The sequence below is a fragment of the Nocardia nova NBRC 15556 genome, from assembly GCF_001613005.1.
Classification (GTDB): domain Bacteria; phylum Actinomycetota; class Actinomycetes; order Mycobacteriales; family Mycobacteriaceae; genus Nocardia; species Nocardia nova.
Genome location: NZ_BDBN01000062.1, coordinates 48,547 through 62,319, shown reverse-complemented (window position 1 = coordinate 62,319; position 13,773 = coordinate 48,547). Strand labels below are relative to the sequence as shown.

12 protein-coding genes are annotated in these 13,773 nt (G+C 65.1%); 2 read left to right on the top strand and 10 right to left on the bottom strand.

Annotated elements, in window-relative coordinates:
* The 10 genes from NN2_RS23865 to NN2_RS23820 all read right to left on the bottom strand — a co-directional run.
* Window positions 1-1,255: MCE family protein (locus NN2_RS23865; RefSeq protein ID WP_063016069.1), on the bottom strand; the 1,255-nt coding region annotated here is incomplete at its 3' end.
* On the bottom strand, window positions 1,255-2,481 hold the full coding sequence (locus NN2_RS23860) for an MCE family protein (protein ID WP_063910856.1): 1,227 nt from the start codon (window positions 2,479-2,481) through the stop codon (window positions 1,255-1,257). The genes NN2_RS23860 and NN2_RS23865, both read right to left, overlap by 1 nt.
* Window positions 2,478-3,617 carry an MCE family protein gene (locus tag NN2_RS23855; RefSeq protein ID WP_063016068.1) on the bottom strand — a complete coding sequence of 380 codons (1,140 nt, stop codon included), beginning with the start codon at window positions 3,615-3,617 and terminating at the stop codon, window positions 2,478-2,480. The genes NN2_RS23860 and NN2_RS23855 overlap by 4 nt, the downstream gene beginning before the upstream one ends.
* Entirely contained in the window at window positions 3,614-4,654 is a 1,041-nt protein-coding gene (locus tag NN2_RS23850; protein ID WP_245658834.1) for an MCE family protein, read from the bottom strand. Before NN2_RS23850 ends, NN2_RS23855 begins: the two co-directional genes overlap by 4 nt.
* On the bottom strand, window positions 4,654-5,667 hold the full coding sequence (locus tag NN2_RS23845; protein ID WP_063016067.1) for an MCE family protein: 1,014 nt from the start codon (window positions 5,665-5,667) through the stop codon (window positions 4,654-4,656). The genes NN2_RS23850 and NN2_RS23845 overlap by 1 nt, the downstream gene beginning before the upstream one ends.
* Window positions 5,664-6,833: an MCE family protein gene (locus NN2_RS23840; RefSeq protein WP_063016066.1), complete on the bottom strand. Its 1,170-nt coding sequence runs from the start codon at window positions 6,831-6,833 to the stop codon at window positions 5,664-5,666. The genes NN2_RS23845 and NN2_RS23840 overlap by 4 nt, the downstream gene beginning before the upstream one ends.
* A 7-nt stretch (window positions 6,834-6,840) precedes the next feature.
* On the bottom strand, window positions 6,841-7,674 hold the full coding sequence (locus tag NN2_RS23835; protein ID WP_082857209.1) for an MlaE family ABC transporter permease: 834 nt from the start codon (window positions 7,672-7,674) through the stop codon (window positions 6,841-6,843).
* 9 nt (window positions 7,675-7,683) lie between these two features.
* On the bottom strand, window positions 7,684-8,427 hold the full coding sequence (locus NN2_RS23830; protein ID WP_156511442.1) for an MlaE family ABC transporter permease: 744 nt from the start codon (window positions 8,425-8,427) through the stop codon (window positions 7,684-7,686).
* Window positions 8,428-8,668: 241 nt separating this feature from the next.
* Window positions 8,669-10,114 carry an aldehyde dehydrogenase gene (locus NN2_RS23825; protein WP_063016064.1) on the bottom strand — a complete coding sequence of 482 codons (1,446 nt, stop codon included), beginning with the start codon at window positions 10,112-10,114 and terminating at the stop codon, window positions 8,669-8,671.
* 33 nt (window positions 10,115-10,147) lie between these two features.
* On the bottom strand, window positions 10,148-11,251 hold the full coding sequence (locus NN2_RS23820) for an NAD(P)-dependent alcohol dehydrogenase (protein ID WP_063016063.1): 1,104 nt from the start codon (window positions 11,249-11,251) through the stop codon (window positions 10,148-10,150).
* Between the two features lie 289 nt (window positions 11,252-11,540).
* Here NN2_RS23820 and NN2_RS23815 point away from each other — a divergent pair, with 289 nt between their 5' ends.
* On the top strand, window positions 11,541-12,662 hold the full coding sequence (locus NN2_RS23815; protein WP_063016062.1) for a LuxR C-terminal-related transcriptional regulator: 1,122 nt from the start codon (window positions 11,541-11,543) through the stop codon (window positions 12,660-12,662).
* The gene (locus NN2_RS23810) at window positions 12,659-13,756 is read left to right on the top strand and encodes a LuxR C-terminal-related transcriptional regulator (RefSeq protein WP_063016061.1); all 1,098 of its coding nucleotides are present in this window, start codon (window positions 12,659-12,661) and stop codon (window positions 13,754-13,756) included. Before NN2_RS23815 ends, NN2_RS23810 begins: the two co-directional genes overlap by 4 nt.
* Window positions 13,757-13,773: the final 17 nt, after the last annotated feature.

The following is a 13,773-nucleotide window of genomic DNA, read 5'->3' as shown; positions in this document are numbered from 1 at the left end:
GCGGGCCTGCCGGCGCGGCGGCCGCGGCACCGCCCGGGCGGGACAGCATCCCGGGCCAGGTCGAAGGTGCGCCGCCGGGACAGTCGGCCTGATATGTGGTGCGCACAGCGGGATTCGAGACGCACGGCATATTGCGGGAGCCGCGCACCGCCTGGGGATCGTTGTGCGGCAGCATGCATGTCGCATCAGGATTCGCCGGTGCCGGGCTGGTGTCCGACGGGTCGCGTCGCTGGGTGCTCTCGTAGCCCTGGGTGCAGGTCACCGGCCCGAACGTGTTCAGCAACTTGACGTCCAGGGGTGCCTGAGCGCTCAACTGATCGCCGTCCCGCTGCAGACCCTGATGCTGCACGCTGTAGTTGAACGACGCGGTGATCGCCGGGTAGACAACGAGGATCTGTCGCAGCCCTGGGACGTTGACCCGCAGCACCTGACCAACCGTCTGCAGATTCGCCAGCAGATTCGGCAGCGGCGCGGTCAAGTCGGTCAGCGCCGAACCGACGGTGTCCGCGAACCCCTTGCCCTGGTCGAGAACCGTGCGCACATTCGGGTCGTCGCCGGCCAGTTGCGCCGTGAACGAGGCCAGGTCGTGCACCGAGGATGTCAGATCCGAGGACACCACGTTACCGGTGTCGAGCAGCGGTTCCGCATCCTGGATCAACCTCTTGGTCGGATCCCAATTCTTTTGTGCCAGAGCGATGATCGAATCGGCGGAGTCGATCAGTCGTCCGGCTGGCGACCCTTGCGCGTCGAGAGCTCGCGAGCCTTCAGCCAGGGTCTGGCGCAGATCCTCGGGCGGCACGGCCTGCAGGAGCCGGTCCACATGATCGAGTAGCGTAGCCGCGGAGGTTGGAATCGTGGTGTGTTCCAGAGGAATAACGCTGCCGTCGTGCAAGTACGGGCCGTGTTCGGTGGTCGGCGTCAGGTCGACGTATTGTTCACCGACCGCGGACACGCTTTTGATCGCGGCGGGGGTGTCGGCCGGGATCCGCTTGTTCGACGTCAACTGCAGTTGTACAGCGATCCCTTTGTTGCTCAACGAAATCGAGCGGACAATTCCAACGTCGGAACCGCGGTAGGTGACCAGAGCGTTGTCGTAGAGACCGGCGCCGTCGGCGAAATGCGCCGTGACGGTGTAGGTGCCGATGCGGGTGGCGTTCTGGATTCCGCAGTAATTGATTCCCACGTAGACCAAGCTCACCGCCGCGACGATGGCGAACACCGTCAATTGCAGTTTGACCAGGCGTGTTTTGTGCATCAGTGTCCTCCGGCGGCGGGGGCGGGCGGCGCGAACAACCCCGGCAACCCGGGCAACGACGGAAGTGCCGGTAACGCCGGGGGTTGCGGCGGCACTCCGACTGCCGGCGGTGCGGCGTCTGCGGGCGGGGGCGCCTGGGTCGGCGCGATCATCGGATCCACCACATGACCGATGGCCACCACGCTTTCCAGCAGGCCCTTCGGCATGCTGGGCAGGATCTTGTTCAGCACGCCGTTGGCGCTCAGGTCGAGCGTCAGGTACAGGTTGATGAAGTCGCCACGGATCGCACGATCGATCGTCGATACCGGGAACGGAATCGTGGCGGCCAGGTCGAGCGCCTTCGGCAGGTTGGCTCCCGCGGCCGCCAATTCGGTCAGGACCGGCCGCAGATTGGTCAGATCGTCGACCAATCCGGTGTGACTGGCCGTCAGCACCTCGTTGGCGACCTGTCCGAACCGCCCGAGGCTGGCCAGTGTGTCGGTCAGCTGCCGTTGCTGCTTGTCGAGCACTCCGAATGCGGGCGCCAAGGTCGCGAGCCCCTTGTCGATGGTCGCGGTCTGGGCGCCGAGCGTGCCCGACAACTTGTCCACCGACTCGATCGCCCGGACGATATCGTCCCGCTGGTTGTTCAGACTCGTGACGAAGGTGTCCAGATTGTCGATCAGGTCGCGCAGGTTGTTCTCGCGGCCGTCGAGCACGGAATCAGCCTCGGCGACGATGGTCCGGATCTGTTCGAGCCCACCACCATTGAGCACCCCCGACAATGCGGACAGCACCCGATCGGTGGAGGGGTACTCGCCGCTTCGCTCCAATCCGATGACATCGCCCGCCCGCAAGGAGCGCGTCGCGGGCTGCTGTCCCGAGGGGACCGACAATTCCAGGTACTGGGCACCCAGAATGCTGGTCTGGCCGAGCGTGGCCGACACATTCGCGGGCAACGCCGCGGAATCGTTCAATTGAACGGTCAGCCGCGCATGCCACCCGTCCAGTCGGATCGACGACACGGTGCCGACATCGACATTGCCGGATTTGACCACCGAATTGTTCACCAGGTTCTGCACATTCGGCATGTCGACGGTGATGTCGAAGCCGCTGCCCTTCGACGCATTCCCCGGCAACGGCAGGGAATTGACGCCGTCGAAACGTCCGCAGCCCGCCAGCACCGTCGTCGTCGCCAAGAGACCGAGCGACACCGACAGAGCCTTCTTCTTCCTGACGCGTCTCATCGAGTACCCCCCGTCAGCGGAGCCAGCAGCCCCTGCAGGTCGGTCGGCGCCGGCGCCGAAGGTGATCGGGTCCCCGCTACCGCACCGGCCAGCTGGCCCGCCAGCGACTGGGTCGCCGTCCGGCACATGTCCGGCGGGGCATCCACCGTGGTGGCGAACACACACAGCAGCGAGCGGCCATCCGGAATGCCCGGCAGCGCCAGGCCGCCCGTCAGCGACGCGGTCTGCGGGTCGTAGATGTTGTAGAAGTCGCCCAGTGCCGTCGGTGCGCTGTGCAGAATCTGGGCGAGGTCATCCTCCTTGTCCACCAGCAGCTGGGTGATGTGCTGCAATGACGACACATCGCTCACGAGCTGGCCGCGGTTGTTCTTCACGAACTCCTGGATCTGCCCCATTTGGGTGGCCAGGCTGTTCAGCAGTGCGTTCAGCTCGGTGCGGTTGTCGGAGAGCAATTGCGACACCGACGACAGCTGCCCGGCGAATCCGACGATCTGTTTGTCGTTGGCCGCCAGCGCGGAGACGAAACTCTGCAGATTGCGCAACGTCCCGAACAGATCCGGGCTGCCCTTGTCCAGCGCGACCGCAGCCGCCGACAGTGCGGCCAAGGTGTTGTTGATGGTGGTGCCGCGGCCGTCCACCGTGCCCGCGGCTGCGCTGACCGCATCCGCCAGCGGCCCATTTCCGTTGTGACCGTTCGGCCCGAGTGCCTCAAGCAGCTCGTCGACCTGCTTCTTCTCCTCGTCGAAGGAGACCGGCACGGCGGTGCGCTCAAGCGGGATGACCGCGCCGTCCGCGAGGGTGGGCCCGTGGGTATAGGCGGGCGCGAATTGGACGTATCTGCCCGAGACGAGCGTCGGGGCGATGATGGCGGCCTTCGCGTCGGCCGGCACGCGCCGATCGGCGTCCACCGACATCTCGACCCGGACCCGGTCACCGGCGGGGACGACCTTGTCCACCGTCCCGATCTTCACCCCCAGCACATCGACGGAGTCGCCGGGGTAGAGCCCGGTGGTGCTGCGGAAGTAGGCCACCACATGCTTTTTGGAGGGATGGGCGGCCGCCAGGACCGATACGGCCACCGCGACGACCGCCACCACGCCCACCGCGATCACCGCGAATCGAGGAATCCGTTTCATCGCGGGCCTCCGGAATTGCTGGGCTGTGGATTGTTCAACGTCGCCGGGGTGATGTTGTCCAGCAGCACATTGAAGAAGGGGCCACTGGCGACGACGTCACTGAGCTGGGTCACGAACGTCCGCAGGCCGGAGATCGAATCACTGACGTTCTTGTAGTTCTTGTTCAAGGTCTCCACTGTCGTGCTTAATTCGGTCAGTGTGGGCCCGATACTCGCGGTGTTCTCCTGGGCGAGCGCACTCAGTTCGTCGAAGACGCTTTTCGCCTGCACCAGAACCCGGTGGATTTCGTCCGCCCGGGTGTTCAGCGCACCGAACAGGGATCGGCCGTCGGCCAGCAGGAGTGCGAACTGTTCGTTTCGCTGCGAGAGAATTCCGCTGACGCCGTTGGCATGAGCCAGCAGATCGTCGATCGCCTGGTCACGGCTCGCGACCGTGTTCGACAGCCGGGTTATGCCGGTCAATGACGATTCCAGGTCGGGCGACACCGTCTTCAACAACGCGCCGGCCTGATTCAACGCATCGCTGAGGCGCGTCGTGTCGGTCTTCGCCACCGTATCGGACACCTCCGCGAGCGACCGGGAGATGTCGTAGCCGGATGTGGTGCGCTGCAACGGAATAGTCGCTCCACCCGCGAGGGTTCCCGGTCCCTCGGGGGCGAGTTCGATATAGCGCTTGCCCAGCAGCGTGCCGACCCGGATCACCGCCCGGGTGTCGGCGCCGAGCCGCACACCATGGGTATCGGCGGTGAATTCGACTTCCACCCGGTCACCCGACAGCTCGACGCTCTTCACCCGGCCGACCACCACGCCGGCGACCTGCACGTCGTCCTTGACCGCCAAACCGCTGGCATCGGCGAACTCGGCGCGATAGTTCGAATTGTCACTGACGCCTGGAATGGACCGGTACTCGAAGACGACCGCGAGCACGATGACCACCAGCAGTGTGCCGACGACGCCCACGCGCACGCGATTGCGTTCCCGCATCGGCAACCGTCCGCGCCATTTCCATTTCAGTGCCCGCTCCGCGATCCGACCCATTATTTGCACCTGTCTGCCGGGGCTACGACCATCGGCGTATCGGCGCCCCCTTGCGGACCGGGGTACCGGATGGCCAAACCACATACGAAGAAGTTCACGAAGTTGCCGTAACTGCTTGCACGAGAGATCTTTTGGTACGCGTGCGGCAGTCCGCTGAGCAACGCGTTCAAACTGTCGGTCTCAGCGTTGAGATTGGCCGCCGTACGCCCCAGTTGTGTGATATCGGCGGCCAGCGGCGCGCGCGCTTCGGCGAGAACGCTGCTGAGTGTGGAAGTCGCACCGTCGAGCTGGTCCACCGCGCCGGTGACCGTCGCCTGGTCCTCGTTAAGACCGCTGACCAACTTCTGCAGATTGGTCACCGCGGCGGACAGATCCTGCCCGCGTTGGTCGGCGGTGTTCATCACCGCGCCGAGGTTGGTGATGATCGCCCCGATCGCCCGGTCCTTATCGGCGAGCGTGCCGCTCAGCGTCGCGACCTGCCGCACGATATCGGCGATCTTGTCCGACCGGCCGTTGATGACCTCGACCAGCGAGGCGGTCAGCCGGTTGGCGGCATCGGGATCCAATCCTTGTAGCAGGGGGCGGAATCCGTTGACCAGCTGATCCATTTGCAGTCCCGCGCCGGTCCGGCTCACGGGGATCACGGCACCGGCCGCCAGCGCCGGCGCCGACGGTGAACTGTCGGTCAGCTCCAGATAGCGGTCGGAGATGAGGTTCTTGTACCGGATCTGCAGCTTCGTCGCGGTGGTCAGCGGCCGCTGGGAATCCACGTCGAATTTCACCAGCGCTTCCCGCGGTCCGGTCAATTCGACCGAATGGACCTTCCCTACCGGGATTCCGGCCACCTTCACATCGTCGCCCACCTTCAGACCCGACGCGTCCGTGAATACGGCGCTGTACGAGGTCGCCGGAGTGAATCGGATATTGCCGACGGTGGAGGCGACGAGAAAACCGGCGAGGGTCGTGACGACGACGAATACGAGAAGCTTGATCAGTGGTCCACGTATGGTCATTTCGTCCGTCCAAGCAGTAGTTCGGCGATATTCGCGGCCGAGGGAGAAGGATGGGCGGGGGTCTCATAGGCTCGGCTGCCGTCGTCGAAATCGGTGTGGCCCGGATCGGCCCCCGTCACTCCGTCATGGGATCCGTAGCAACTCGGCGGATTCGACACCCCACCGATATGTGGCAAATTCTGTTGCGTATAGGGCGGGTCGCCCATGGGGACCGTTCCCAGAATGTTGAGGCCCGGCCGGGCACCGCCCAGCGTGCGCTTCAAATAGGCGTCGGACTGCACGAGCCCCGACAGCAGGCACTGGTACTCCGGCGAGTAGTCGGCCAGCACGCCGGTCACCGGATCGAGCGCGTCGACGGCTCCGGGCAACGGCCTGCCGGCGGCATCGAAGAAGGTGGTTCCGACATTGCCCAGTCCGGTGAAACTCATCAGGAATGCCGCCAGCATCGACTGCTTGTCGGTCAGTGTCTGCCCGGTCACGCTCGCGTTGTCCAAGACCGCGAGCAGGTCGGGCGCCAGTCCGGACAGGGTGTCGGCATTGTCGGCCAGTTTGGGAATGTCGCGCTGCAATGTCGGCATGGTGCCGTTGAATTCACGCAGGTACGCCGACAGGGTTTGCAGGCTCTCGCCGAGTCCGCCTCCGCGACTACGCACCGCGGTCGCGCTCTGCGTCAGCACGGTGTCGACCTGTGCGGGGTCGACCTGTTGCAGAACACCCATCAGTTTGCCGAGGACGTCCTGGAATTCGACGGTCACCTGCCGCGCATCGATGACCGCGCCGTCGGCCAGCCGTTTCGGCGACGGATCGGTGGGACGGACCAGGGAAACGTATTTGCGGCCGAACAATGTCGAGGTGCTGAGATCGGCACCCACGTTCGCGGGTATCCATTTCAGTTGGTCCGACCGGACCGCCATGTCGATGGTGGCACTGCTGTCGTGAAAGGACACTGCGGTCACGCGACCGACTACCTTGCCGCTCATTTCCACCTGGGAGCCGACGTCCATCATCAAGCCGGTCCTGCCGGTTCGGATGGACACCTTCGCCGTGGAGGTGAACGCGTCCTTGTACACCGCGACCGCCAATGCCGTCAGTGCCAGCAGGAGGGCGATCATCGCGACACCGACGCCGGCGTCGTGCACGCGGGATCGGTTGGGTGTGTTCGTCATATCGTCGTCACCCCGAAATGTGCGCGCCGGAACTGGGACCGCCGAATACTGCGATGCCCACCAACAGGTCGATCACCATCACCGCGATCAGCGAGGTCCGGACCGCCCGACCCACGGCGACGCCGACGCCGGCCGGACCGCCCGAGGCGTGAAATCCGTAGTAGCAGGTGACGCACATGACCACGATCGCCATGACGATGACCTTGAACAGCGACCACCAGACATCCGCCGGAATCAGGAATTCCTTGAAGTAGTGGTCGTAGGTTCCGCTGGTCTGGTCGGTGAAGACGAGGGTTACGGCGCGGGTGGAGAAATATCCCATGATCAGCGCGATCGCGTACAGCGGGATCACTGCGATGACACCGGCGATCAGTCGCGTGGTCACCAGGAACGAAATCGGCGGCACCGACATCACTTCCAGTGCGTCGATTTCCTCACTGACCCGCATCGCGCCCAGTTCGGCGGTGAATCCGGCGCCGACGGTGGCGATCAGGGTGAACGCGGTCATCAGCGGTACCGCTTCGCGGGTGTTGAAGAATGCGGAGACGAATCCGGAAAGCGCCCCGATGCCGATCCGGCCCAGCGACGTATCGCCCTGCTGACCGACCTCGTACGCGCCGGCCATCGCCATGAACCCGAGAATGACCATCGTGCCGCCGACCCGCGCCAGCGCGCCAGTCCCCATACTCACCGCGGCAATGAGTTTCAGCACTTCGCCCCGGTATTGCCGGAATGTATGGGGGGCGTAGGAGATGCTGCGCCCGTAGAACTTCAGTTGCCCGCCGAGATCGGCGAGACTGTCGACCGGTGCGTTCGCGACACCGGCAATTTTGGTTGCCACCCGAGCCTCCTACGCCTGCAGGGAAATAGTCGTGATGATCGAATTCGTGAGGAAGAGCAGGACGAAACTCACGACAACGGTTTGGTTGACTGCCTCGCCGACACCTTTGGATCCGCCCTTCGCCCGCATTCCGAGGTGACAACCGACCAGGCCGGCCAGCAGGCCGAAAACACCGGCCTTGATCTCGCCGACGACGAAGTCGCCGAGACCGGTCAGCAGCGACAGGCTGTTCACGAACTGTCCGGGCGTGGCGCCCTGGACGTAGACGCTGACGACGTAACCTCCGGTGATGCCGACCGCGGTGACCACGCCGTTCAGGAACACAGCCACCACCGCGGCCGCCGCGACGCGTGGAACCACCAGTCGCGCAATGGGATCGATGCCCAGCACCTCGATAGCGTCAAGCTCCTCGCGGATCTTCCGCGAGCCCAGGTCCGCGCAGATCGCAGTCGCGCCGGCGCCCGCGACGACCAGTACCGTCGTCATGGGGCCCATTTCCCGGATCACGCCGACACCGGCGCCACTGCCGCTGAGGTCGATGCCGCCGATCTGATCCAGAATGAGATTGATCTCGAAAATGATCATCGCGCAGAACGGAATCGCCATCAATATCGATGGCGCGATCGAGATCCGGCAGATGAACCACGCCTGATGAATGAATTCGCGCCACTGCACCGGCCGCTGGAACATACACCGGAATGTTTCCCAGGCGGTGGCATAGAATTCGCCGAGCGCGGTGGCACCGCCCTTCATAAAGCGCAGCACTTCGGCGGCGAATTTGTTTCTGCCGCGCGAAGGTGCACGGCCATCTATTACGGCCATTTCTTCCTCACGTATCGGATAGGCGGGCGATCGAACGCGGCAACCGACCGAGGCCGAGCACGGCCGGGTGGTGGATCGTCGTCGAACGACCGACGTCCACCACCCCGGCTCACACGCGTGACTTCGATCGACCCGGAACTCGGCCCTCGAGGGACCGAGCACACCGTGTCGATCAGAGATAGATCGACTTCGTTTCCAGATAGGCGGACAGCGCCTCGGGACCGAGTTCGCGTCCGAGCCCACTGGCCTTCACGCCGCCGAAAGGCGCGGTCGGATCGGGCAGATAGTTGTTGATGCCGATGGTGCCGGACTTCACGCGTCGCGCGACTTCGACGCCGCGGTCGTGATCGCCGGTCCAGACGCTGCCACCCAGCCCGTAGGCACTGTCGTTCGCGATCCGGATCGCGTCGTCGTCGCCCTCGTAGGGGATCAGCGACAGCACCGGGCCGAAGATCTCCTCCTGGGCGATCGCCGAGCGATTGTCCACATCGGCGAAGATCGTGGGCTGCACGAACCAGCCGCGATCGAGCCCCTCGGGCCGGCCACCACCGACGGTCACGCGTGCCCCGTCGCCGATGCCCTTCGCGATGTAGGACTCCACGCGTTCGCGTTGCCGGGCGCTCGCCATCGGCCCGATCTGAGTCTGCGGGTCGAGTGAATCGCCGACCTGCAGCGAACCCGCCAAAGCGGTGAATACGTCGACGATTTCCTGATACCGCGATTTCGGTGCGAGCACCCGGGTGCCCAGGAAGCAGGTCTGCCCGTTGTTGAGCAGGGTGGCGCCGAACAGTTGCTCACCGACCGCGGCCAGATCCAGGTTCGCGTCGTCGAGGATGATCGCGGCCGACTTTCCACCGAGCTCCAGGGTCACCGGCCGCAGTAGCCGCCCGCAAGCCTCGGCGATACTGCGCCCCGCAGCCGTCGAACCGGTGAACGCCACCTTGTCGATATCCGGGTGCTCCACCAGGTAGGCACCGACTTCCCGGCCGCCCGGCACGATATTGATCACGCCCGCCGGGATGCCCGCCTCCTCGACCGCCTCCGCAAGCACATAACTGTCGAAAACGGTCTCCGGTGACGGCTTGATGACGAAGGTGCATCCGGCGGCCAATCCGGGCGCGTATTTGAACGCGGCCAGCGCCTGCGGGAAATTCCACGGGACGATGGCGCCCACGACACCGATCGGGGCGCGGCCCACGAGGGTCGATCCGCCGAGCAGCCCGGGGCGGGTCTCCTCGAACGATGCCTCCCGCAGCATGCCCGCGTAGTAGCGCAGCAGCAGCTGCGGGAATACCGCCTCCAACTTCTCCGACACCGCGACCGGCATGCCGTTCTGCGAACTGACTGCCTGGACCATGTCCGGTACGCGCTTGTCGAGGGCGTCGGCCAGGCGATCCATGGCGTCGGCCCGCTGCGCCGGCGCCCAATGCGACCATCCACGGGGATCATCGAATGCCGCCCGTGCCGCGGCGATGGCGGCGTCGATATCGCTGGGTGCGCCGTCGGGAACCTGGCCGATCACCTGCTCGGTGTTGGGCGAGATCACCGAGATCTTCCCCGACGACGCCGGGGTGCGCCACGTACCGCCGACGTAGAAACGATCGCGTTCAATAGTCATGATGTAATCCTTTGCGCGCTTTGATATTTCGGATCAACGGGTGGTCAGGACGACCTTGACGGCCTCGCCGCGATGCTGCGCTTCGACCGCCTCGTTGATCTGCGCCAGCGGCATGGTGGTGATCAGCTTCTCGAACGGGAACCTGCCCTGGCGGTGCAGGTCGAGCAGCTGCGGAATGAAGGTGTGCGGATCGGCATCGCCCTCGGTGATGCCGCGGACCGAGAGGCCCTGAATCAAGAGCGGGATGAGTGGGACCGGTAGCGCTGCCTCCGGGTTGGAGGGCACGCCGATCAGCCCCAAGGCGCCTCGAGCGCCCAGTGACAACACCAACTGCACCAGCACGTCCGGGATCGCGGTCGTGTCGATCGCATAGTCGGCGCCTTCGGGCACGATGGCGCGGACCTGCTCCGCCACCGGGCCGGCGCTCGGATCGATCGCGTGGGTGGCACCGAGATCGAGAGCGAGCTCGCGCCGGCTTTCATGGGGTTCGACGACGATGATGACGCGGGCTTCCCGCACCACCGCCGCGAGCACGGCCGACAGGCCCACAGCCCCGCCGCCTGCCACCACCAGCGAGGAACCGGCCTGCACGTCGAGTGAATTCATGACCGCGCCCGCACCGGTCTGGATCCCGCAGCCGAGCGGTCCGACGATCTCCACGGGGGCGTCGGCCGGCAACTTCACCACATTGCGCTCATGCGCCACCGCGTGCGTCGCCAGCGAGGACTGGCCGAAGAAGTTGGAACCCAACGTCTTTCCGTCTTGCGCCAACGCGGAGGAACCGTCCGGCCGCACGCCGCCGAAGTTGTATGCCATGAAGTTCACGCAGTAGGCCGGCGCTCCGCGGTCGCACTGCGCGCAGGAACCGCAGCTGTTGAAACTGACGGCGACCGCATCGCCGACAGCGACCGAGCTGACTTCCGCGCCGACCGCGACCACGGTTCCGCTGCCTTCGTGTCCGACAACACCGGGAAGCGGGAACGGCAGGTGGCCTTCCCGGATGGCGAGATCGGTATGACAGATGCCGACGCCGACGATCTCGACGACCACCTCGTCGGCAGCGGGGGCACCGAGTTCGACTGTCTCGACGCTGAATTTTTCGCCTACCCCACCCAGCACAGCGGCCTTGATTTCCATGTCCTACTCCCTGACGATGTCGATGTTCGGACCGATGTTAGGAAGCACACAGTGGGAAAAACCGCAGTTCAGACGGTAAATCACTCGAATACCCCCCGCCGCTCCCCCTTCAGGGGGAGAATCCGTGCATCGGGTCGGATTCCGCCCAGCAAATGTGAACAGCACGTGTGTTTGACGTCACAGCTGGGTTGTTTTATGGTCTAACCATTCAGTGGTTATAGGGTCATCGCCGACCCGAGGGGTGCGCAAGGAGGCCTCTGTGGTTCCAACTGCATCTTGGACTTCGGCCGTGGACGGACCGTTCGCCGAAGCGATGAGGGATGTATTCCAGCACGCGAACGATCTCATCGGAGCGGAATCCGCTGTCGGTGCCTCGGCCCCACCCGACGCACCGCTCACCTCCCTGCGCACGCGCCTGCTGGACCTGATCACCAGCAGCGAAACCAGCTCCCCTCGTCGCACCGAGGCCTGCGAAGTGCTGTCGACGCTGTACCGGTTACACCATGCCGAGCTGGAAACCGCTCTGGCGCAACAACTGTCCTCGCTCTCCGAGATCCGTGACAGCATCGGCGCGCTGGCCGGATTGTCGCCTCGGCAGCTGATCGACACGGTGCCCGCGCAGATGTGCCGCGACCTGTCGTTGGGCCGGGCGATGGTCTCGACAATCAGTGGTTCGGTCTGGCTGCCCCAGCACCTGCACATCGAAGAGCGCACCGCCGAGTCCGTCGCGTTCGAGCAGTTCGTGGACGGTGCGCGAATTCCCCTGTCGGACGCACCACTCGAGACGGAACTGCTGGTCCGGCGGCGAACCGTCGCTCTGGTCCCCGACCCGGCCTCGGACAAGCGGACATACAAGCAGATCGTCGACGCCGCCCAGACCCGCGCCTATGTCGCGGCCCCGATTACGGTGCGGGGCAGAACCATCGGGATGCTGCACGCGGACCGTCCCGACGATCCGAACAGTCTGTCCGACGACGGACTCGAATTGCTCGGCGCGTTCGCCGAATGTCTGTCGACGGTGTTCGAGAGTGCGTGCCTGGCCGACCACATGGCCAAACAGTTCAAACGTGCCGCCGACACCTATGCCGAGGTGGTGGCCATGTTCGACAGTTCCGACGACACCTTCGCGTGGACCTCACCCTTGCCGCCCGCCGCCGCGCCCCGGCCGGCACGGCGGCCGCATCCGGCACCCACGGGCACCGCGTCGCTGACCTTCCGGGAGCGCGAGGTCCTCACTCACTTGGCAACCGGTGCCACGAATATGCAGATCGCCCGTAACCTCACGGTTTCCGAGGCGACCGTCAAGTCGCACCTGAAGCAGATCTCGAAGAAGCTCGGAACCTCGAGTCGCGCGGCCGCGGTCGCGGCCTATGCCCGTATGACGCAGGAACCGTGCGGAATCGCACAATGAATGCCGGCTCGGCACACCGGGTACTGGACACCCTCCTGGCGCTGGACGGCGAGTTGCGCCGGACCCTGCGCCTGGGGCAGCAGCCGGATGTGCCGACGCTGGACGCGGCGATCGTCATGTCCGAGAAGACAATCGACGTCGCGCTGTCGGCTCGGCCGGAACCGGATTCGAGCGCCGATATCGCGCGCGCGAGCTTGATCGCGGCAGTCCTCGACGCCCAGGCCCAGGTTCAGGAGCTCATCCTGCAGACACGGTCGCGGCGGATACCGGCACTCGCACGAGTGGTCACCCGCATGCGTAGTGCCGCCTCGGTCGAAGCGCTGATTCGCCAGACCTGCTCGGAACTCACCGGCACGCTGGAATTCCGGCGCGCGAGCTACTCGGTGGTCGACGGTACCGATTGTATCCTGCGCTATGCGCATCCGCATGCCGAATCACCACTACCCGACGGCACCCGGCACCGGAAACCCACTGCGGCAGAGAGGGATTGCATCGCGCAGCGCCGGTCGGTACTGGTCGACGCCGGCGCTCCCGGACACCGCCGCGACCACATAGCCGAGATAGTGGGCGCCACGCGGTATGTGGTGGCGCCGGTGATCGTCGGTGGTGAGGTCTGTGCGCTGCTCCACGCCGCCCGGGAGCTGCCCTGGGCCGTCGACCGAACCGATATCCAGCTGCTCGATATCGTCGCCGCGACGTTCGCGGTGATTCACGAGCGTGAGGTGCGATCCGATCGGATGCAACGACAGCGGCAGAACATCCTCGCCGCCGTGCGGCAGCTGGCCACCGAGACCGACTCGTTCGCCGGTCTGGACGTGGACCTCGGACTCGACGGAGCCTCGATACGTCCGGGCAGCGCCGCACAGCCGCTACGAGCGGCAGTACACGAATTGCTGACACCCCGTGAGGCCGAGGTGCTGGGCCTGATCGTCGACGGCGCGTCGAACAACGAGATCGCCGAACAATTGGTGATCACCGTGGAAACCGTCAAGTCGCACGTCAAGCAGGTACTGCGCAAACTCGGCGCGGTCAACCGATCGGAAGCCATTTCGCTGTATCTCGAGGAGCAGCGCCGGGCCGGAAAAACGCCCTAACCATCGAATAGCCGGCT